This is a genomic window from Pseudomonas wayambapalatensis, from assembly GCF_049942315.1.
GTDB lineage: Bacteria > Pseudomonadota > Gammaproteobacteria > Pseudomonadales > Pseudomonadaceae > Aquipseudomonas > Aquipseudomonas wayambapalatensis.
This window is the reverse complement of the sequence record NZ_JBNFMU010000236.1, coordinates 24,647-45,622: the sequence shown is the minus strand read 5'-3', so window position 1 is coordinate 45,622 and position 20,976 is coordinate 24,647. Positions and strand designations below refer to the sequence as shown.

Below are 20,976 nucleotides of genomic sequence, written 5' to 3'. Positions count from 1 at the left end.
CCTGTCCGATGCCGCAGCAGATCCGCCTCAAGGACCACGAGAAAGACGCACGCCTTGTGCGCAACCGCGTCGTGGTCGGCGCGGTGGCGATCATGCTGCTCGTGTCCGTGCTGATCGCGCGCCTGTATTACCTGCAGATCATCCAGTACGACTACCACTCGACGCTGTCGGAGAACAACCGGGTGCATGTGCAGCCGATTCCGCCGACCCGTGGGCTGATCTTCGATCGCAACGGTGTGATCGTCGCCGACAACCGCCCCAGTTTCAGCCTGACCATGACCCGCGAACGCGCGGGCAAGTGGCAGGAGGTGCTGGACACCATCATCGAGGTGCTCGAGCTGAGCGAAGATGATCGTGCCTTGTTCGAGCGCCGCATGAAGCAGGGGCGTCGGCCATTCGAGCCGGTGCCGATCCTGTTCGAACTGAACGAGGAGCAGATCGCCCGCGTCGCCGTGAACCAGTTCCGTCTTCCCGGGGTGGAGGTGGCGGCGCAACTGGTGCGGCATTACCCACAAGGTGCGCATTTCGCTCATTCGGTGGGCTATGTCGGGCGGATCAACGAGAAGGAACTCAAGTCCCTCGATCCGGTGAACTACAGCGGCACCCACCATATCGGCAAGACCGGCATCGAGCGTTTCTACGAGGACGACCTGCATGGCCAGGTTGGCTACGAGGAAGTCGAGACCAACGCTCGCGGCCGTGTCTTGCGGGTGCTCAAGCGCACCGACCCGATTCCTGGCAAGGATATTGTCCTGAGCCTGGACATCAAGCTGCAGGAGGCCGCCGAAGAGGCGCTGGCAGGCCGCCGTGGGGCGATCGTCGCCCTCGACCCGCGCACCGGCGAGGTGCTGGCGATGGTCAGCCAGCCGAGCTTCGACCCCAACCTGTTCGTCACCGGCATCAGCTTCAAGGCCTATGCCGAGCTGCGCGATTCGATCGATCGCCCGTTGTTCAACCGTGTGCTGCGCGGCCTGTATCCTCCGGGCTCGACCATCAAGCCGGCAGTGGCCATCGCCGGCCTGGACAGCGGTGTGGTCAATGCCAGCAGCCGGGTGTTCGACCCGGGCTACTACCAACTGCCCAACTATGACCACAAGTACCGCAACTGGAACCGCACCGGCGATGGCTGGGTGGATCTGGATGTGGCGATCATGCGTTCTAACGACACCTATTTCTACGATCTTGCGCACAAGATGGGGATTGATCGGCTGTCGGCCTACATGAACAAGTTCGGCATCGGCCAGAAAGTCTCGCTGGACATGTTCGAAGAGTCGCCCGGGCTGATGCCTTCGCGTGAATGGAAGCGCGCCACCCGCCGCCAGGCCTGGTTCCCCGGTGAAACGCTGATTCTGGGCATTGGCCAGGGGTACATGCAGGCAACGCCCCTGCAACTGGCCCAGGCCACCGCACTGATCGCCAACAAGGGCAAGTGGAACCGTCCGCACCTGGCCAAGACCATCGAGGGCAAGCAGCCGGTGGATGAGAACCCGGTGGAAGACATCGTGCTGCGCGACAAGAACGACTGGGCCCGGGTCACCCATGGCATGGAGCAGGTGATGCACGGCGCGCGCGGCACGGCGCGCAAGGCCGCGCTCGGCTCGCAATATCGTATCGCCGGCAAGAGCGGTACCGCACAGGTGGTGGCGATCAAGCAGGGCGAGAAGTACGACCGCAACAAACTCCAGGAGCGTCACCGCGACCACGCGCTGTTCGTCGCCTTCGCACCCGCCGAAGATCCGAAGATCGTGGTCTCGGTAATGGTCGAGAACGGCGAGTCCGGCTCTGGTGTTGCCGCCCCCGTGGTGCGCCAGGTCATGGACGCCTGGTTGCTCGACGAAAACGGCCGGCTCAAGCCCGAATTTGGCCCTGCCACTGTCACTGTCGCCCAGGAAACGGCCCCGTGAAGAACAATTTCGATCGCATGCTCTCCAGCGAGGACGTGATGCGCAGGCGCGCCAGCTTCCTGCAGCGCATCCATGTCGATGGTCCTCTGCTGCTCATTCTGCTGACGCTCGCCGCCGGCAGCCTGTTCGTCCTCTATTCGGCCAGCGGTAAGAACTGGGACCTGCTGATGAAGCAGGCCAGTTCCTTCGGCATCGGCCTGGTGTCCATGTTCATCATCGCCCAGCTCGAGCCACGCTTCATGGCGCGCTGGGTGCCGCTGGCCTACGTGGCGGGGGTCCTGTTGCTGGTGGTGGTGGACGTGATGGGCCACAACGCCATGGGCGCCACGCGCTGGATCAACATTCCCGGGGTGATTCGTTTCCAGCCCTCGGAATTCATGAAGATCATCATGCCGGCGACCATCGCCTGGTACCTGTCCAAGCGCACCCTGCCGCCCCATCTGAAACACGTGGCAATCAGCCTGGTGTTGATCGGTGTGCCGTTCATCCTTATCGTCCGACAACCCGACCTTGGCACGGCGCTGTTGATCCTTGCCTCCGGTGCGTTCGTGCTGTTCATGGGCGGCCTGCGCTGGCGCTGGATCATCAGCGTGGTGACGGCGGCCGTACCGGTGGCCGTGGCGATGTGGTTCTTCGTGATGCATGACTATCAGAAGCAGCGGGTCCTGACCTTCCTCGACCCCGAGAGCGATCCGCTGGGTACTGGCTGGAACATCATCCAGTCCAAGGCCGCGATCGGTTCGGGCGGCGTGTTCGGCAAGGGCTGGCTGCTGGGCACCCAGTCGCACCTGGACTTTCTGCCCGAAAGCCACACCGACTTCATCATCGCCGTGCTGGGTGAGGAATTCGGCCTGGTGGGCATCTGCCTGCTGCTGATCATCTACCTGTTGCTGATCGGTCGCGGCCTGGTCATCACCGCGCAGGCGCAGACCCTGTTCGGCAAGTTGCTGGCCGGCAGCCTGACGATGACCTTCTTTGTTTATGTGTTCGTCAACATCGGTATGGTGAGTGGCCTGCTGCCCGTGGTGGGTGTGCCGTTGCCCTTTATCAGCTATGGCGGAACTTCGTTGGTGACGCTGCTGTCAGCGTTTGGCGTTTTGATGTCGATCCACACGCACCGCAAATGGATCGCGCAGGTTTGAAAAAGGTGAAGAATTTCATGCAAGCAGTGCGTGGCTGGGCTGCCCGTTGTATGCCGTGGATCGGCGCGATGGGGCTGTTCGGCGCTGTCCAGCAGGCCAATGCCGGCGACTATGACGGCTCGCCCAAGGTGGCCGAATTCGTTGGCGAAATGACCCGCGACTACGGCTTTGCCGACGAGCAACTGATGGCCGTGTTCCGCGAGGTGCAGCGCAAGCAGGCGATCCTCGACGCGATCTCGCGTCCGGCCGAGCGGGTCAAGCCGTGGAAGGAATACCGCCCGATGTTCATCACCGATGCGCGCATTGCCCGCGGTGTGGACTTCTGGCGCCAGCACGAAGCCGTGCTGGCCCGCGCCGAGCAGGAATACGGCGTGCCGGCCCAGTACATCGTCGCGATCATCGGCGTGGAAACCTTCTTTGGCCGCAATACCGGTAACTACCGTGTCATCGATGCCTTGTCGACGCTGGGCTTCGACTACCCGCCGCGAGCCGAATTCTTCCGCAAGGAGCTGCGTGAGTTCCTCCTGCTGGCGCGCGAGGAGCAACTCGACCCGCTCACGCTCAAGGGCTCCTATGCTGGCGCCATGGGCCTGCCGCAGTTCATGCCGAGCAGTTTCCGCAATTACGCCGTGGACTTCGACGGCGACGGCCACATCAACATCTGGAACAACCCGGATGACGCCATCGGTAGCGTGGCCAGCTATTTCAAGCGCCACGGCTGGACCGCCGGGCAGCCGGTGGTCAGCCGGGCGCAGGTCAGTGGTACGCGTGTCGACGAGGGCCTGACCACTGGCATCGAGCCTGTGAAGACAGTCGGGGAGTTGCGAGCGCTGGGCTGGTCGAGTCATGATGCGCTGCGCGATGATCTGCCGGTCACGGCGTTCCGGCTCGAAGGCGACAATGGCCCCGAATACTGGATGGGCCTCAAGAACTTCTACGCGATCACGCGTTACAACCGCAGCGTGATGTATGCCATGGCGGTGCATCAGCTTTCGCAACAGCTGGTCCAGGCACGGGGCGTCAAGTAATGCGCGAATTGTTCAAAGCCAATACCTTCAAGCTGCTCACCTGTGCCGCCATCGGCCTGGTGCTGGTCAGCTGTTCTTCCAGCCGTCCGACCTCGCAGGCGGGCGGCAACACCGTTCGCTCGCAGCCGGGTCTGGACATCAACCGTGCCCACAAGGACGGTGCGCCCTGGTGGGACGTGGACGTCAACAAGATTCCCGACGCCACCCCGACCGTGCACACCGGCAACTACAAGGCCAACCCGTACACCGTGCTGGGCAAAACCTATTACCCGATGCAGGACTCGCGCAACTATCGCGCCGAGGGCACGGCGTCGTGGTACGGCACCAAGTTCCACGGGCAGAACACCGCCAACGGCGAGCTTTACGACCTTTACGGCATGAGCGCGGCGCACAAGACCCTGCCGCTGCCGGCCTATGTGCGGGTGACCAACCTGGCCAACGGCCGTAGCGTGATCCTGCGGGTCAACGATCGCGGGCCGTTCTATTCGGACCGCATCATCGACTTGTCGTATGCCGCGGCGAAGAAGCTCGGTTACGCCGAGATCGGCACCGCCCATGTGCGCGTCGAGGGTATCGACCCGCAGCAGTGGTGGGCGCAGAAGGGCCAGCAGCCGCCATCGATGCTCAAGGAGCCGCAGGTCGCCCAGGCGCAGCCGATCCCTGCCAGCACCGGGCGCGTCGAGCAGTGGACCCCGCCGCCGCAGCAGCACGCGGCACCCGTGGTGCCGGTGCAGGTTGCCGGCAACAACGTACCGGGCAACGGCGGCGGCAGCTTCCTTCAGGTGGGCGCCTTCGCCAACCCGGACGCGGCCGAGCTGTTGCGTTCCAAGTTGAGCACCATGGTCAGTGCTCCGGTGTTCATCAGTTCCATCGTACGCAACCAGCAAACGCTGCACCGGGTACGTCTGGGGCCGATCAACAGCCAGGGTGAGATCCAGCAGGCGCAGGACAGCATTCGCCTGGCGAACCTGGGGCAGGCCAAGCTGGTCACAGCAGACTGACTGCGCAGTATCTTGCCGACCTGTCGGTTTGTTCATGAATTGCCAGGTTCGGCCATGTACAATGGCGGTTTTGCCCCTTGGGGCATGGGGTTGTCCGCCAGCCCTGAAGCAGACTGAAACGCCGTGGTATCCCCGCGGAACATCAGACCATTAGCGATTTACGAGAGACGGATGAACATCACCAACCTTGCCAAACGACTTTGCCTGCCCGTACTGCTGATGATCGTGCCTGCTGCCTTTGCAGCCGAGCAGATGATGCCAGCACCTCCGCAGTTGGCAGCCAAGTCCTATGTACTCATGGATGCGTCCAGCGGCAACGTGCTGGTCGAGAACAACGGTGACGAGCGCCTGCCGCCAGCCAGCCTGACCAAGCTGATGACCGCCTACATCGCCACTCTCGACATCCGTCGTGGCCAGATCGGCGAGAACGACCCGGTGACCGTCAGCGAGAACGCCTGGCGTACCGGCGGTTCGCGCATGTTCATCAAGGTCGGCAGCCAGGTGACCGTCAGCGACCTGCTGCACGGCATCATCATCCAGTCGGGCAACGATGCCTCGGTCGCCCTGTCCGAGCACATCGCCGGCAGTGAAGACGCCTTCGCCGACATGATGAACAAGACTGCCGGCGACCTGGGCATGTCCAATTCGCACTTCATGAACCCGACCGGCCTGCCGAACCCTGAGCACTATTCCTCGGCCCACGACATGGCCCTGCTGGCGCGCGCGATCATCAACGAAGATCCGGCCCACTACGCGATCTACTCGCAGAAAGAGTTCTACTGGAACAACATCAAGCAGCCTAACCGCAACCTGCTGCTGTGGCGCGACAAGACCGTCGACGGTCTGAAGACCGGCCACACCGAGGAAGCCGGCTACTGCATGGTGGCGTCGGCCGTTCGCGACGGCCAGCGTCTGATCGCGGTGGTGTTCGGCACCAACAGCGAGCAGGCCCGTGCCGCCGAGACGCAGAAGCTGCTGACCTACGGTTTCCGCTTCTTCGAAACCCAGACCTTCTATCAGAAGGGCACCGAGCTGACCCAGGCTCCGGTCTGGAAGGGCGCCACCGGTCAAGTCAAGGCCGGTCTGGCCAACGACCTGACCATGACCATGCCTAAAGGCCAATTGAAACGCCTCCAGGCTTCGATGACCATGAACCCGCAACTGACCGCTCCGATCGCAAAAGGTGACGTGATCGGCAAAGTGGAAGTCAAACTGGACGAGAAAGTGGTGCACAGCGCCGACCTGATCGCCCTGGATGGCGTCGAGGAAGGTGGTTTCTTCCGCCGTATGTGGGATAGCATCCGCCTGTTCTTCTACGGTTTGTTCAACTGATACGTGACCGGCCATGCCCCCGTGCAACCACGCGGGGGCATTGTTGTTGCCACGCCTTACGAGGGCGTATGCGCTATGAGCGAAGCTGACGTCAAGTCGCACAAAATCGAATTCCCCTGCGCCGATTACCCGATCAAGGTCATCGGCGATACTGTTGTCGGCTTCAAGGACATGGTCATCGAAGTCCTGAGCAAGCACGCCAAGGTCGATCTTTCCACCCTGGCCGAGCGCCAGAGCAAGGAAGGCAAGTACACCACGGTGCAGTTGCACATCGTCGCCGAGAGCGAGAATCAGCTGCACGACATCAACAGTGCCCTGCGTGCCACCGGCATCGTGAAAATGGTGCTGTGATGCCCGCGTGTCTCGGTTTTCGCGATCTTGGCCTGCAGCCCTATGAACCGGTGCTGGAGGCCATGCGTCGTTTTACCGAGCAACGCAGCCCGGACAGCCAGGACGAAGTCTGGTTGGTCGAGCATCCTGCAGTCTTCACCCAGGGCCAGGCCGGCAAGGCCGAGCATCTGCTGATTCCGGGCGATATCCCGGTGGTGCAGACGGACCGCGGCGGCCAGGTCACCTACCACGGCCCCGGCCAGTTGGTCGCCTACCTGCTGCTGGACGTGCGCCGCCTGAGCATTGGCGTGCGCGAACTGGTCAGCCGCATCGAGACTACGCTCATCGAACTGCTCGCCAGCTATGGCGTGCAGGCGGTGGCCAAGCCCGACGCCCCTGGCGTCTATGTCGATGGGGCGAAGATCGCGTCACTTGGCCTTCGAATCCGCAATGGCCGTTCGTTCCACGGCCTTGCCCTGAACGTGGACATGGACCTCGCGCCATTCCGCCGAATCAACCCCTGCGGGTATGCGGGGCTGGCCATGACCCAGCTGCGCGACCTGGCAGGTCCGATCGAACTCGACGAGGTCAGGACAAGGCTGCGCGGACAGCTGGTCAAGCACCTCGACTATGCTGAGCAGACGACCCTCACGGGCGGAATCGACTGAATATGACAACTGTGCAAGAAGCCGTGCCGAACCTGATCGCGACCCAAGACGTCACCCCGCGCCCCGCCCCCAAGAAAGTGGAAGCCGGGGTCAAGCTGCGTGGCGCCGATAAGGTCGCGCGCATCCCGGTGAAAATCATCCCCACCGAAGAACTGCCGAAGAAGCCCGACTGGATTCGCGTGCGCATCCCGGTTTCGCCGGAAGTCGATCGCATCAAGCAACTGCTGCGCAAGCACAAGTTGCACAGCGTCTGCGAAGAGGCATCCTGCCCCAACCTGGGCGAGTGCTTCTCCGGTGGCACCGCGACCTTCATGATCATGGGTGACATCTGCACCCGCCGCTGCCCGTTCTGCGACGTTGGTCACGGCCGTCCGAAGCCTCTGGATCTGGACGAGCCGAAGAACCTGGCGGTCGCCATTGCCGACCTGCGCCTGAAGTACGTGGTGATCACCTCGGTAGACCGCGACGACCTGCGTGATGGTGGCGCCCAGCACTTTGCCGATTGCATCCGCGAAATCCGCGCCCTGTCCCCGGGCGTGCAGTTGGAAACCCTGGTGCCGGACTACCGCGGGCGTATGGACGTGGCGCTGGAAATCACCGCGCAAACGCCGCCTGATGTGTTCAACCACAACCTCGAGACCGTGCCGCGTCTGTACAAGGCCGCGCGTCCGGGTTCGGACTACGACTGGTCGCTGGACCTGCTGCAGAAGTTCAAGCAACTGGTGCCGCACGTCCCCACCAAGTCGGGCCTGATGCTCGGCCTGGGCGAGACCGACGAGGAAGTCATCGAAGTGATGCACCGCATGCGCGAGCATGACATCGACATGCTGACCCTCGGCCAGTACCTGCAGCCTTCGCGCAGCCACTTGCCGGTGCAGCGTTTCGTGCACCCCGACACCTTCGCCTGGTTCGCCGAGGAAGGCTACAAGATGGGCTTCAAGAACGTCGCCTCCGGCCCGCTGGTGCGCTCGTCGTACCACGCCGACCAGCAGGCTCACGAAGCCAAGATCAAGCTCTGATCCGGGCTTGCGCTGAACATGCCGATGCGCGCCGAAAGGCGGCATCGGCATTTTTGTTTTCTGGGGCAACGCGCCCTGTGTGCGCCTTCCAATACGCCCGTTAGAGTGGCAAGCCCCTGTATGCAAGGAGTCGCCCGATGAACTGTCTTGAAACCCCAACCTTCCGCCTGCCCAAGGCATTGCCCGGTAACGCCTGCTTCGCAATTGTCGCGCCGGCGGGGCCTGCACGGCTGGATGTGGACAAGGCGCGGCAATGGTTCGAACAGCGGGGCTTGCGCTGCCGCGTCTATCCGGGTGCGCTGCAGGCCGACGGCTATCTGGCAGGCAGCGACGAGCAACGCCTGCGTGACTTTCACGACGCCTTCGCTGACCCTCAGATCGACGCGATCCTGTGCATGCGGGGTGGCTATGGCAGCATGCGGCTGCTGGATCGGCTGGATTTCGAGCTGATTCGTCGTCACCCCAAACCCTTGATCGGCTACAGCGACATCACCGCCCTGCACACGGCAATCCAGCGCCATGCCGGGTTGCTCACCTTCCATGGCGGGATGCTCAATGCCGACCTGCTCGGTGCCAAGCTCGAGCCGACCGTCAGTTCGCTATTCCAGCAGTTGCAGGGGCAGGTCGGGCGAGGCGATGCCATCGAGCATCCTGCGGCGTTCGGCCTTACGACCGTGGTCGGTGGTGTTGCCAGCGGACGTTTGGTGGGTGGCAACCTGTCGATGCTCGGAGCGACCCAGGGCACTGTGGCGCAGATCGATACCCACGACAGCATCCTGTTCATCGAGGACGTCAACGAGCCCCTGTACCGCGTGGACCGTCTGCTGACCCAGTTGCGCTTGGCCGGCAATCTGGAGGGAATCAAGGGGGTGCTGGTGGGAGACTTCGCGGGGATCACGGTGGCGGCGCTGGAGCCGTTGCTCAGGGATATCTTCGGGCCACTGCAGGTGCCGGTGTTGGCAGGATGGCGCAGTGGGCACTGCGATCCGAATGTGTGCCTGCCGTTGGGTGCGCAGGTGCGGCTGGACAGTGATGCACAGCAGCTTGTGCTGGAGCAGGCGTTGTTCACAGCCTGAAGCTATAGGGGCTGCACAAGCAGCCCCGATATTCTCTAGCGCCGCAGGCTATCGAGCAGCTTGTGTGTTGGATAGCCATCGGCCGGCCAGCCCTGAGCTTGCTGGGCATTGCGAATGGCCTTGCGGGTGTTGGCGCCGATGATGCCATCGGCGTTACCGGCTTCGTGCCCGCTGGCGTTGAGCAGGTTTTGCAGCTCCATGCGCTCGCTGCGGCTCAGCGGCAGGTCGTCCTTCGGCCACGATCCGGCAATGAAGCCCCAGCCCGAGAAGCGATCGCCCAGCAGGCTGACCGCCAGGGCGTAGGACGAGGAATTGTTGTACTTCAGGATTGCACGGAAGTTGTCCAGTACCAGGAATGCCGGTCCGCGTGCGCCTGCTGGAAGCAATAGCGCTGCCGAGAGCTGGCTGCTGCCGCTGGGCAGTTGGGTGCCGGTTGGCAGTGTCACACCGAGGCTCAACCATTCGCTGACCGACTTGCGTTGAGCGCCGTCTGCCAGCCAGTAATCGAAGCCTGCCGGCACCTGAACCTCGAAGCCCCAAGGTTGGCCACGCTTCCAGCCCGAGCTTTGCAGGTAGTGCGCGGTGGAGGCCAGGGCGTCTGCCGTGCTGTTCCAGATGTCGCGGCGACCATCGCCGTCGAAGTCCACCGCGTGGGTGTTGTAGGTGGTAGGGATGAACTGGGTCTGCCCCATTGCACCGGCCCAGGAGCCGCGCATGGCCTCGGGCTGGATATCGCCGTTCTGCAGGATCTGCAGGGCCGCGATCAACTGGTCCTGGGCGAAGGTCGGGCGGCGGCCCTCATAGGCCAGGGTGGCCAGCGAGCGGATCACCGACTTGTTGCCCTGGAACTGCCCGAAATTGCTCTCCATGCCCCATACGGCAACCAGCACCTGGCGGTCGACGCCATAGCGTTGCTCGATACGACCGAGCAGCTCGGCGTGCTGTTCCAGCAGTTTCTTGCCGTTGCGCACGCGCAGCGGCGACAACGCACCGTCGAGATACTCCCAGACCGGGCGGGAGAATTCAGGCTGGCTGCGGTCGGCCTTGATCACGTCCATGTCGGGTGTGACGCCAAGGAATGCACGGTCGAAGGTATTGGGGCTGATGCCTGCCAGCAGGGCTTGCTGGCGGAAGCCCGCCTGCCATTGGGCGAAGGTCTGCAGCGGCTGGATTTCGCTGCTGGTGTCAGTGGCGGTGCCGGGCAGGGTAACGTTCGGAGCAGGCTGGGCCGGAGCCAGCGGCAGGGCGTCGGCGGCGGTGGGTTTTTCCGCGCAGGCGACGAGCAGGATGAAGCTGGAGGCCGCGATCAGCTGGCGGGGGCGCCAGCGCTGGGAAAGACTGAAGGACATGCACAGATCCAGTTTTGCAGTTCAGGTGCCGACCATATCATGCCTGCGCCTTTTTCAGGCGGCCAGAAAGCAAGAAGCCTCCCAATCTCTCGATTGGAAGGCTTCGCGGCGGTAGCTGCCCTTGCCCTTTTCCGGTCGTTCCTGACGGCAGCGGAACAGGGGTTGGGCGATGATCGACTTGGCCTTGTTGGGGCCGTGTTTTTTCGGCTTCTTGCTCATGGCGGGGTTCCCGGGTTGGATGAACTTGGGGCGGACTTTATGGCCTGGGCGAGCGGGGGGCCAATTGATTGTGTGTATGAGCTGCGACACCCCTGTGGGAGCGCCGAACCGCCGTTCCTACAGTAGTCCCAATTATTCCGAAGGAAGCGTCAGGCGCTGGCCGGCCATCAACAGCGACAGCCGCGACAACCCGGTCCACGGCGAGCCCTCGGCCTGGCCTTTGATCTGTGCGTCGATACGCTGGGCATCCTGCAGCAGTTGCGCCCAACGTTGCGCTGACAGGCGCTGCAGAGCCTTGCTGACCAAGGGGCGGCGTTTATCCCACACTGGTGGGCGCGACTGGCTGAAGGCCTTGTCCAGCGGCACGCCCTGGCTGAACTGCTGGGCCAGCCCCGCCAGCAAGCGCAGCTCGCGCGCCAGCGCCCATAGAATGACCGGCGGCTCGACGCCCTCGCCACGCAGCCCTTCGAGCATGCGCAGGGCATGCCCGGCCTCGCCGTTGAGGATGGCATCGACCAGGCCGAACACATCGAAGCGAGCGCTGTCGGCGACCGCGGCCTGGACGGTCTCGACGGTGATCTGGTTGCCCTCGGCGAGCAGCTTGAGTTTCTCGATCTCCTGGGCGGCCGCCAGCAGGTTGCCCTCGACCCTTGCGGCGATCAGGTCGATCGCATCGCGCTGCGCCGACAGCCCGGCCTGGGACAGGCGCTGGTTGATCCATTGCGGCAGCTGCTGGGCGTCCACCGGCCAGATCTGGATGAACTGGCAGTGTTCACCCTCGATGAGGGCCTTGCCCCATTTAGTCTTCTGCGCACTGCCGTCAAGCTTGGGCAGGCTGATCAGCAGCAGCGTGTCCTCGGCGGGATTGGCGCAATACTCCATGAGCGCAGCAGCGCCCTTGTCGCCGGGTTTGCCCGACGGCAGGCGCAGCTCCAGCAGACGTCGTTGGGCGAACAGCGAAAGGCTGGCACCGGCCAGCAGCAGGCTACCCCAGTCGAAGTTGGCATCGGCGCTGAACACCTGACGTTCATCGAAGCCCTGTTGGCGCGCGGCGGCGCGAATGGCGTCGGCGGCTTCCTGGCACAGCAGAGGGTCGTCGCCGCTGACCACATAGACCGGGGCCAGTGTGCCTTGCAGGTGCTTGTTGAGTTGGGCGGGAGAAAGCTTCATGGGATGGGCGGGGCACCAGCGGTGCCCCGTTCAGGCTCAATGGGCCGGGACTTCCAGCGGCGATTGCTGGGGCGTGTTGTCCTGGATGCGCTGGGCCTCTTTCAGGGCTTCGGCTTCGGCGCGGGCGCGTTCGTCAGCCTTGCGCTGAAGATGCGCCAGGTGCTCCGGGGTCAGCTGCTGCAGGCGGACCATCATGCTCTGGACCAGGTCACGACGCATTTCCTGGCGAACCTGAGTGGCTTCCTGGGTGGAGCCGGTGATGTTGTTGCCGTCGTAGACATAGATCTTGCGTACTTCCAGCTTGTCTGTGAGCAGTACCGCATCGTTCTGCCCCTGAACTTCGTAGTTCAGCACGGTAGTCAGCTCGTATTCAGCAGAGCGGCTGCCGCCGGAGTAGGTCGCCGCGCGCTGGCTGTCCTGCTCGTTGGTCAGTACCAGCTTGTAGGGCGCGCCGGCCTGAACCTTGACGCCACTGTTCTGCAGAGTCTGGCGCAGTTGGGTGACGGTCTCGCCATAGGCATTACGCGCGCTCAGATCCAGTTCCTTGAGGGCGATCTCGTTGGTGCCGGTACCGCGCAGCTGGAAACCGCAGGCGCTGAGCACGGCGGCCAGGCCTATTACCAGCAGATTGCGTTTGATCATGTTGTTGCTCCCTTGTGGGCCTGTTCCGCCCGCCCCGTGTCTAAGGGGCGGGCGTTGCCATCAGTTGGCGACGATATTGACCAGCTTGCCCGGTACCACGATGACCTTGCGGATGGTCAGGCCATCGATGAAGCGCAGGACATTGTCGTTGCTGCGGGCGGCGGCTTCGATTTCCTCGCGGCTGGCGGCGGCAGGCATTTCGACCTGGCCACGCAGCTTGCCGTTGACCTGCACTACCAGGGTGATGGTGTCTTGTACCAGCGCGCTTTCGTCGACGGCCGGCCAGCCAGCGTCGATCACCGCCTGGGTGTGGCCCAGTTCCTTCCACAGTGCGTGAGAGAGGTGCGGGGTGATCGGTGCCAGCAGCAGGGTGACGGCCTCCAGGCCTTCCTGCAGCAGGGCACGATCCTGTTCGCTGGCTTGCGGAGCTTTTTCCAGTACGTTCATCAGGGTCATCACCTGGGCGATGGCGGTGTTGAACTTGTGGAACTGACCCACATCGGTGCTGGCTTGCTTGATTGCAGCGTGGATGCCTCGGCGGATGACCTTCTGCGCGTCGTCCAGGGCGGCGATGTCCAGCTTGCCTGGCAGGCTCTGGGCAACATGGCCCTGGGCCAGGCGCCAGACACGGCGCAGGAAGCGGCTCGCGCCTTCGACACCGGAGTCGGACCATTCCAGGCTCATGTCGGGCGGCGAGGCGAACATCATGAACAGACGGCAGGTGTCGGCGCCGTAGGCGTCGATCATGGCTTGTGGGTCGACGCCGTTGTTCTTCGACTTCGACATCTTCTCGGTGCCGCCGATTTCCACCGGCAGGCCGTCGGTCTTCAGGCGTGCGCCGATGATCTTGGCCTTGGCATCACGCTCGACCTCGACATCGGCCGGGTTGAACCAGTCACGACCGCCGTTGCTGGCGACGCGGTAGTAGGTTTCGGCGACGACCATGCCTTGGGTCAGCAGGTTCTTGAACGGCTCGTTCGAGGTGACCAGGCCTTCGTCGCGCATCAGCTTGTGGAAGAAGCGTGCGTACAACAGGTGCAGGATGGCGTGCTCGATACCGCCGATGTACTGATCGACCGGCAGCCAGTGGTTGGCCGCTTTCGGATCGACCAGACCACCCTCGTAGTTGGGCGAGGCGTAGCGGGCGAAGTACCAGGACGATTCGACGAAGGTGTCCATGGTGTCGGTTTCGCGCTTGGCCGCAGTGCCGCATTTCGGGCAGGTGCACTCATAGAACTCGGGCATGCGCGCCAGTGGCGAACCGGCGCCGTCCGGCACCACGTTCTCCGGCAGCACGACCGGCAGTTGGTCTTCCGGCACCGGCACGTCGCCGCAGGACGGGCAATGGATGATCGGGATCGGGCAGCCCCAGTAGCGCTGGCGGCTGATACCCCAGTCGCGCAGGCGGAACTGGGTGCGCGACTTGCCGAGGTCCTTGCGGATCAGCGCGGCTTCGATGGCGTCGAAGGCGCCGGCGAAGTCCAGGCCGTCGAACTCGCCGGAGTTGATCAGTTGGCCGTGCTCGCCATAGGCGGCCAGCCACTCGCTGCCGACTTCATCGCCCGCGCTGGTGCGCACCACAGCCTTGACCGGCAAGTTGTACTTGTGGGCGAACTCGAAATCGCGCTCGTCATGGGCCGGAACAGCCATTACCGCGCCATCGCCGTAGTGCATCAGCACGTAGTTGGCGACCCAGACCGGCAGTTTCTCGCCGGTGAGCGGATGCTCGACCAGCAGCGAGGTGGCCATGCCTTTCTTCTCTTGCGTGGCCATGTCGGCCTCGGCCACGCTGCCGCTCTTGCATTCGTCGATGAATGCTTGCAGCGCCGGGTTGCCCTGGGCGGCCTGGGTGGCCAGCGGGTGTTCGGCGGCGACGGCGACGTAGGTGGCGCCCATCAGGGTGTCGGGGCGAGTGGTGAAGACCTTCAGCGTGCCCTCGTGACCGATGCTCGCCTGGTCGTAGGGGAACTGCACTTCCATGCCGCGCGACTTGCCGATCCAGTTGCGCTGCATGGTCTTGACCTGCTCGGGCCAGCCCGGCAGCTCGTCGAGGCTTTCCAGCAGCTCATCGGCGTAGTCGGTGATGCGGAAGTAGTACATCGGGATTTCGCGCTTCTCGATCAGCGCGCCCGAACGCCAGCCACGGCCGTCGATGACCTGCTCGTTGGCCAGCACGGTCTGGTCGGCCGGGTCCCAGTTCACGGTCCCGTTCTTGCGGTAGATCACGCCTTTTTCGAACAGGCGGGTGAACAGCCACTGCTCCCACCGGTAGTAGTCCGGCTTGCAGGTGGTGACTTCCCGCGACCAGTCGAAGGCCAGACCCAGGCTCTTGAGCTGGGTCTTCATGTAGTCGATGTTCTCGTAGGTCCACTTGGCCGGGGCAACGTTGTTCTTCATCGCCGCGTTTTCCGCCGGCATGCCGAAGGCATCCCAACCCATCGGCTGCAGGACATTCTTGCCCAGCATGCGCTGGTAGCGGGCAATGACGTCGCCGATGGTGTAGTTGCGCACGTGGCCCATGTGTAGCTTGCCGCTCGGGTACGGGAACATCGATAGGCAATAGTACGTATCCTTGCCTTGCTGTTCGGTGACAGCGAACGATTGTTGCTCGTCCCAGAACTTCTGGGCGGCGGCTTCTAAATCACGGGGCTGGTATTGTTCGTGCATGGCTACTTTTGCTGAAAGTGAAAGAGACCTTGTTTCCAGGCAGCGCAACCTCGCTGCGTCCGGCACTCCGGTGTCGATGAGAGTGAACGGCCTAGCATACATGAGCGTCGCGCGTCGTGGGAAACCCAGAATGCGATTGGCGCCATGCGGGCCGTTTGTCGCGGCAGGCGGCTGCTTTTTTCAGTGCCGCTAAGCTCATCTGTGGGGGGGATATTCTTACCTTCAATGAGGTGAACGGATGGGAGAGTCGCAGCTAACCGCAATCAAACCGGAGCTATACGAACGCCTGATCGACCGACTGGGCTTGGCACTCGAAGTGGCCAGGACCTCGGTGCGATTGCGCGACGAAATGCCAGCAGAATTGGAGCTGCGCGGCCTGAGCCCCGCGGAGTTCCAGGTGATCAAGGCTTATCTGGACACGCTTCCTGAGAGCCGTTTCGCCAGTGCCGGCGCCTACCCTCAGCCGGAGTCCGGCAAGGGCAAGATCGTCTGGCTCAAGGACCGGCAGCGCCCCGCTGCAATGGACAGATCCAGAACGCAACCTTCCCGATAGCCGTTCAGGACACCAGGCCCACGTCGTTTCGTGACGCTTCTTCGATTAACCACTCTGATCGACGCCGGTCGTGCACTTGTTGCCCGGCGTCGATCCTCTTAGGCTGCACCTCTTCCATGGAGGTGCGCGCATGCCGATTCGTTTTTTCATCAAGCAGTGGCTTATGCCGCCAGGCTTGCTGTTCCTGTTGCTTTTGGCGGCCTGGTGGCTGCGCAAGCGCCGCCCGCGCCTGGCCGGGTTGTGCTTTGTCATCGGGCTGGGTGGCTTGTGGCTGATGAGCCTGCCGCTGGTGGTGCAGGAGTCGGCACGGGCATTGGAAACAGAGGCGGCCCTGGGGCTGGATGAGTGGGCCGGTTTGGCCGCGCGTGCCGATGCCATCGTGATTCTCGGTGCAGGCCGGGAGCGCGGCGATCCGGCCTGGGGTGGGCAGGACCAGCCCACCGGCACGGCGCTGGAGCGCATGCGCTATGCGGCACAGTTGTCCAAGGCTTCGGGCTTGCCGGTGCTGACCACGGGTGGCCTGCACTACGGCACGCCGCCGAGCGAGGCACAATTGATGGCCGATCGGCTCAAGGCTGACTTCGGGGTGGAGGTAGCCTGGAAGGAAGAGGCCAGCCGCACGACTTGGGAAAACGCCCGTTTCAGCGCCGATGTTCTGCAGCCGTTGGGGTTGCGCCGTGTGGTGGTGGTGACCCAGGCCTGGCACATGCAGCGCTCACGCTGGAGCTTCGAGCAGGTGGGCTTCGAGGTGGTGCCGGCGCCAGTGGGGTTTCTGGGGGGCGATCATGCGCGACCGTTTGCCGGCTTGCTGCCGGAAAGCCGGGCGATCTGGCAGAGCGGGCAGTTGCTCAACGAGGCGGTGGGGCTGCTGGGATATCGACTGTTCTATTGATGGGGCGAACGCTGTGCCGGCCTCTTCCAGGGCAAGCCCGCCCCCGCAGGCACTGAGTCCTGAAGACCCTGCAGGAGCGGGCTTGCGCGTGAAAAAGCCCCTCTACAGGGCCCTGGCGATCCGCCCCGCCAGCAGCGCCCAGCCCATCAGTAGCGCGCAGACGATCGCCAATGGCCACGAGCGCCATTGCAGGTAGGGCGTGAGCTGCTGCATCGGCACCACATCACCATACAGAATCGCCTTCTGGAACTGCGGAATCTGGGTGGTGATCCTGCCGAACGGGTCGATCAGCGCCGTTACGCCATTGTTGGTGGCGCGGATCATCCAGCGCCCCGCCTCGAGCGCGCGCATCTGTGCCATCTGCAGGTGCTGCAACGGGCCGATCGAGGTGCCGAACCAGGTGTCGTTGCTGATGGTCAGCAGCAGATCGCTCTGTGCTGCCAGCTCTGCGGCGAATTCCGGGTAGACCACTTCGTAGCAGATGTACGGTGCTATCTGATAGCCCTTGGCCTGCAGTAGCGGCTGGTCTTCAGGCCCGCGGGCGAAGTCCGACATCGGCAGGTTGAAGAACTCGATCAGCCCGCGCAGCACGTCCTGCAGCGGAACGTATTCGCCAAATGGCACCAGCTTCTGCTTGAGGTAGGTGCCGTCGCCTTCGCCGGTCACGGTGATGCCGTTGTAGTAGCGGCGCTGGTGGTGCACCACTTCGCGGATCGGCACCCCGGTGATCAGCGCCGAATGACGGTCAGAAGCGAAGCTGCCCATCATGTCGATGTAGCCCTGGGCCTGGTCCTTGAGCACCGGTACCGCGGTCTCGGGCCAGACCAGCAGGTCGACCGGCTTGGAGCTCAGGCTCATGTCGCGGTACAGCGCCAGTTGCGCGTTGACGTGGGCCGGATCCCATTTCAGATCCTGCTCGACGTTGCCCTGCACCGCGGCCACTTTCAGTGGCTCGCCGGCCGGTTGGGTCCAGGCGTGGTCCTTGAGGCTCAGGCCGATGCCCCAGGGGGCGACCAGCAGCAGTGCGCCCACGGCGAGGAAGGCCGGGCGTGCCCGCAAACGGTGCAGGTTGCACAGCAGTGCGGCAGACAGCGCCAGGGCGAAGGAAATCAGCCAGACGCCCCCCAGCGGCGCAAGCCCCGCCAGCGGACCGTCGAGCTGGCTGTAGCCGGCATAGAGCCAGGGGAAACCGGTCAGGAACCAGCCGCGGAAGGCCTCCTGCAATAGCCACAGGGCAGCGAAGCACAGGGCATCGGCCAGCGGCGCCTCGTTACGCCGCAGCCAGCGTGCCCAAAGCCAGGCGGGCAGGGCGAAGAACCAGGCGATGGCGGCGAAGAAGGCCACCAGCAGCAGGATCGCCAGCAACGGCGAAGCCCCGCCGTAGGTGTTGATGCTGACGTAGATCCAGCTGGTGCCGGCGCCATACAGGCCGAACCCATAGCACCAGCCGCGACCCAATGCCTGGCGCGGGCTGAGCTCGCGCAGGCCGAGGTAGAACAGCATGATCGCCAGCAGGGCGATCGGCCAGATGTCGAAGGGCGCCAGGGCCAGGGAGGTGGAGGCGCCGGCCACCATGGCCAGCAGGTTACCGGGCCAGCCGGGGCGGGTGATCCAGCGCATGTTCGTCCTTAGCGAGTGATCGGGGTCAGGCGCAGCAGGTGTATCCGGCGGCTGTCGGCATTGAGAATGCGGAAGCGATAGGCGCCGATTTCGGTGGTCTCGTTGCGCTTGGGCAGGTGGCCAAAGGCGCTCATGACCAGGCCGCCGACAGTGTCGAACTCATCGTCGGAGAACTCGCTGTCGAAGAACTCGTTGAAGTTCTCGATCGGTGTCAGCGCTTTTACCAGGAAGTCGCCGCTGGGCAGTGGCTTGATATAGCTGTCTTCCTCGACGTCGTGCTCGTCTTCGATGTCGCCGACGATCTGCTCGAGCACGTCCTCGATGGTCACCAGGCCCGCGACGCCGCCGTATTCGTCGATGACGACGGCCATGTGATTGTGGTTGGCGCGGAACTCGCGCAACAGCACATTCAGGCGCTTGGACTCCGGCACGAAGGTGGCCGGGCGCAGCAAGTCCTTGATGTTGAAGCTGTCGCCGTTCTCCTTGAGGATCAGCGGCAGCAGGTCCTTGGCCAGCAGGATCCCGAGCACATCGTCATGGCTTTCACCGATCACCGGGTAGCGCGAGTGCGCGGCGTCGATCACCGCCGGCAGGAATTCGCGTGGCGACTGGCTGGCCTTGATGCTGATCATCTGCGAGCGCGGGACCATGATGTCGCGCACCTGCAGGTCAGCGACCTGGATGGCACCTTCGACGATGGTCAAAGCTTCGCTGTCGAGCAGCTTGTTCTGATGGGCTTCGCGCAGCAGCTCGAGGAGCTCCTGGCGGTTTTTCGGCTCATGGGCAAAAGCCTGGGTCAGTTTACCCAGCCAGGACTTCTGCCCGTTGCTCGATCGATCTTCGCTCATGGCGGTTTACTCGTGTTCCTTTGCAGTGATCAAGGGTTGATTGAATCGGTGTCGTCATCGGCGTACGGGTCGGGGTGACCCAGTTCGGCCAGCAATTCGCGTTCCAGGGCTTCCATTTCCTCGGCCTCATCGTCGTCGATGTGGTCGTAGCCCAGCAGGTGCAGGCAGCCGTGAATGACCAGGTGCGCCCAGTGTGCTTCCAGCGCCTTGCCTTGTTCGTTGGCTTCGCGCTCGACCACCGGCACGCAGATGACCAGGTCGCCCAGCAGCGGAATATCCAGCAGATCGTCGGGCACGTCAGCAGGGAAGGACAACACGTTGGTCGCGTAGTCCTTGTGCCGGTAGGTGTTGTTCAGCTCGCGGCCCTCGGCCTCGTCGACCAGGCGGATGGTCATTTCCGAGTCGGCGCTGCGCTGGCGCAATGCCAGCTCGCACCAGCGGCGGAATGCCGCGTCGTCCGGGGCGGGACTGTCGGTGGCCCGTTGCAGATCGAGTTCAAGCATCTTTGGCGGGCGCCTCGGGCTTGGCCTGACGGGCTTCGAAGCGATCGTAGGCTTCGACGATGCGCTGCACCAGCGGATGGCGTACCACGTCCTTGGGCTGGAAGTGGGTGAAGCTGATGCCCGGGACGTCCCTGAGTACTTCGATCACGTGGGCCAGGCCCGACTTGGTGCCGCGAGGCAGGTCGACCTGGGTGATGTCGCCGGTGATTACCGCGGTCGAGCCGAAGCCGATGCGGGTGAGGAACATCTTCATCTGCTCGAGGGTAGTGTTCTGGCTTTCATCGAGAATGATGAAGCTGTTGTTCAGCGTGCGGCCGCGCATGTAGGCCAGCGGGGCGATCTCGATTACCTGGCGCTCGATCAGCTTGGCCACGTGCTCGAAACCGAGCATCTCGTAGAGTGCGTCGTACAGCGGGCGCAGGTAGGGGTCAATCTTCTGGGCCAGGTCACCGGGCAGGAAGCCGAGCTTCTCGCCAGCTTCGACCGCCGGGCGCACCAGCAGGATGCGGCGCACCTGTTCGCGCTCCAGCGCATCGACGGCACAGGCCACGGCCAGGTACGTCTTGCCGGTGCCGGCCGGGCCGATGCCGAAGTTGATGTCGTTGGCCAGGATTTCCTTGACGTAGCGCTGCTGGTTGGCCCCACGCGGGCGGATGTTGCCCTTGCGCGTGCGCAGCGAGACGCTGACTTCGTTGACGGCGGGGTTGTCGATGTTCTCGACCGCCGACTCCTGGAGATAGAGGTGGACCGTTTCCGGCGACAGGTCGGTGGCCTTGGTCTCGCGGTAGAGACGGCGCAGCAGCTGTTCGGCAGCGGAGGTGGTCTTGGGCTCGCCGATCAGTTCGAACTGATTGCCGCGGTTGCGGATCTCGATGGCCAGGCGTTGTTCGATCAGGCGCAGGTGCTCGTCGAACTGGCCACACAAGTTGGCGAAACGGTGGGCCTCGAAAGGTTCGAGGGTGAAGCGATGGGGTTGTATGGGTGCGTTCAAGGTCGGTTCAAGGCGCTCGACG

Annotated in this window: 20 protein-coding genes; 11 read left to right on the top strand and 9 right to left on the bottom strand. The window is 63.6% G+C overall.

Features of this window, described 5'->3' with window-relative positions; genetic code table 11:
• The first annotated feature begins 8 nt into the window (after nucleotides 1-8).
• From mrdA to ACPZMI_RS24730, 9 genes are all read left to right on the top strand, one after another.
• The gene (mrdA, locus tag ACPZMI_RS24770; RefSeq protein WP_186669257.1) at nucleotides 9-1,904 is read left to right on the top strand and encodes a penicillin-binding protein 2; all 1,896 of its coding nucleotides are present in this window, start codon (nucleotides 9-11) and stop codon (nucleotides 1,902-1,904) included.
• A gap of 38 nt (nucleotides 1,905-1,942) precedes the next feature.
• On the top strand, nucleotides 1,943-3,046 hold the full coding sequence (rodA, locus tag ACPZMI_RS24765; RefSeq protein ID WP_054892858.1) for a rod shape-determining protein RodA: 1,104 nt from the start codon (nucleotides 1,943-1,945) through the stop codon (nucleotides 3,044-3,046).
• A 17-nt stretch (nucleotides 3,047-3,063) separates the two neighbouring features.
• Nucleotides 3,064-4,074: a lytic murein transglycosylase B gene (gene mltB / locus ACPZMI_RS24760; protein WP_426353239.1), complete on the top strand. Its 1,011-nt coding sequence runs from the start codon at nucleotides 3,064-3,066 to the stop codon at nucleotides 4,072-4,074.
• On the top strand, nucleotides 4,074-5,075 hold the full coding sequence (locus tag ACPZMI_RS24755; protein ID WP_426353238.1) for a septal ring lytic transglycosylase RlpA family protein: 1,002 nt from the start codon (nucleotides 4,074-4,076) through the stop codon (nucleotides 5,073-5,075). Before mltB ends, ACPZMI_RS24755 begins: the two co-directional genes overlap by 1 nt.
• Before the next feature lie 171 nt (nucleotides 5,076-5,246).
• Nucleotides 5,247-6,407, top strand: coding sequence for a D-alanyl-D-alanine carboxypeptidase family protein (locus tag ACPZMI_RS24750; protein WP_186669260.1), 1,161 nt, complete (start codon nucleotides 5,247-5,249; stop codon nucleotides 6,405-6,407).
• Between the two features lie 75 nt (nucleotides 6,408-6,482).
• Nucleotides 6,483-6,758: a DUF493 domain-containing protein gene (locus ACPZMI_RS24745; protein WP_054892813.1), complete on the top strand. Its 276-nt coding sequence runs from the start codon at nucleotides 6,483-6,485 to the stop codon at nucleotides 6,756-6,758.
• Nucleotides 6,758-7,405 (top strand): lipoyl(octanoyl) transferase LipB, encoded by a 648-nt coding sequence (gene lipB / locus ACPZMI_RS24740; protein ID WP_186669262.1) that lies wholly within the window; start codon nucleotides 6,758-6,760, stop codon nucleotides 7,403-7,405. The genes ACPZMI_RS24745 and lipB overlap by 1 nt, the downstream gene beginning before the upstream one ends.
• Nucleotides 7,406-7,407: 2 nt before the next feature.
• Complete coding sequence (lipA, locus tag ACPZMI_RS24735; protein WP_238343328.1) at nucleotides 7,408-8,424, top strand: lipoyl synthase; 1,017 nt, start codon at nucleotides 7,408-7,410, stop codon at nucleotides 8,422-8,424.
• 137 nt (nucleotides 8,425-8,561) lie between these two features.
• Nucleotides 8,562-9,500, top strand: a complete 939-nt coding sequence (locus tag ACPZMI_RS24730; RefSeq protein WP_426353237.1) for a S66 peptidase family protein — start codon at nucleotides 8,562-8,564, stop codon at nucleotides 9,498-9,500.
• 35 nt (nucleotides 9,501-9,535) lie between these two features.
• On the opposite strand, the gene ACPZMI_RS24725 is transcribed toward ACPZMI_RS24730, so the two are convergent.
• The 5 genes from ACPZMI_RS24725 to leuS all read right to left on the bottom strand — a co-directional run bounded on the left by ACPZMI_RS24725 (nucleotide 9,536) and on the right by leuS (nucleotide 15,547).
• On the bottom strand, nucleotides 9,536-10,849 hold the full coding sequence (locus ACPZMI_RS24725; RefSeq protein WP_186669264.1) for a lytic murein transglycosylase: 1,314 nt from the start codon (nucleotides 10,847-10,849) through the stop codon (nucleotides 9,536-9,538).
• A 54-nt stretch (nucleotides 10,850-10,903) separates the two neighbouring features.
• Nucleotides 10,904-11,068, bottom strand: a complete 165-nt coding sequence (arfA, locus tag ACPZMI_RS24720; protein ID WP_039580593.1) for an alternative ribosome rescue factor ArfA — start codon at nucleotides 11,066-11,068, stop codon at nucleotides 10,904-10,906.
• Nucleotides 11,069-11,200: 132 nt separating this feature from the next.
• A complete protein-coding gene (gene holA / locus ACPZMI_RS24715; protein ID WP_186669265.1) occupies nucleotides 11,201-12,238 on the bottom strand; it encodes a DNA polymerase III subunit delta in 1,038 nt (345 codons plus the stop codon).
• A 36-nt stretch (nucleotides 12,239-12,274) separates the two neighbouring features.
• Entirely contained in the window at nucleotides 12,275-12,880 is a 606-nt protein-coding gene (locus ACPZMI_RS24710; RefSeq protein WP_426353236.1) for an LPS-assembly lipoprotein LptE, read from the bottom strand.
• Between the two features lie 60 nt (nucleotides 12,881-12,940).
• A complete protein-coding gene (gene leuS / locus ACPZMI_RS24705; RefSeq protein ID WP_426353235.1) occupies nucleotides 12,941-15,547 on the bottom strand; it encodes a leucine--tRNA ligase in 2,607 nt (868 codons plus the stop codon).
• Between the two features lie 238 nt (nucleotides 15,548-15,785).
• Here leuS and ACPZMI_RS24700 point away from each other — a divergent pair, with 238 nt between their 5' ends.
• Together ACPZMI_RS24700 and ACPZMI_RS24695 are read left to right on the top strand one after the other, a co-directional pair.
• A complete protein-coding gene (locus ACPZMI_RS24700) occupies nucleotides 15,786-16,100 on the top strand; it encodes a hypothetical protein (protein ID WP_054892821.1) in 315 nt (104 codons plus the stop codon).
• A gap of 130 nt (nucleotides 16,101-16,230) precedes the next feature.
• Nucleotides 16,231-16,992 (top strand): YdcF family protein, encoded by a 762-nt coding sequence (locus tag ACPZMI_RS24695; protein WP_411383717.1) that lies wholly within the window; start codon nucleotides 16,231-16,233, stop codon nucleotides 16,990-16,992.
• 102 nt (nucleotides 16,993-17,094) lie between these two features.
• Here ACPZMI_RS24695 and lnt read toward each other — a convergent pair whose 3' ends face one another.
• From lnt to ACPZMI_RS24675, 4 genes are read right to left on the bottom strand one after another with little or no spacing between them, the layout of a single operon-like run.
• The gene (lnt, locus tag ACPZMI_RS24690) at nucleotides 17,095-18,612 is read right to left on the bottom strand and encodes an apolipoprotein N-acyltransferase (protein WP_426353234.1); all 1,518 of its coding nucleotides are present in this window, start codon (nucleotides 18,610-18,612) and stop codon (nucleotides 17,095-17,097) included.
• 8 nt (nucleotides 18,613-18,620) lie between these two features.
• Entirely contained in the window at nucleotides 18,621-19,460 is an 840-nt protein-coding gene (locus tag ACPZMI_RS24685) for a CorC family transporter (RefSeq protein WP_186669271.1), read from the bottom strand.
• Nucleotides 19,461-19,489: 29 nt separating this feature from the next.
• Nucleotides 19,490-19,963 (bottom strand): rRNA maturation RNase YbeY, encoded by a 474-nt coding sequence (ybeY, locus tag ACPZMI_RS24680; RefSeq protein WP_186669273.1) that lies wholly within the window; start codon nucleotides 19,961-19,963, stop codon nucleotides 19,490-19,492.
• The gene (locus ACPZMI_RS24675; RefSeq protein WP_063542619.1) at nucleotides 19,956-20,954 is read right to left on the bottom strand and encodes a PhoH family protein; all 999 of its coding nucleotides are present in this window, start codon (nucleotides 20,952-20,954) and stop codon (nucleotides 19,956-19,958) included. Before ACPZMI_RS24675 ends, ybeY begins: the two co-directional genes overlap by 8 nt.
• Nucleotides 20,955-20,976: the final 22 nt, after the last annotated feature.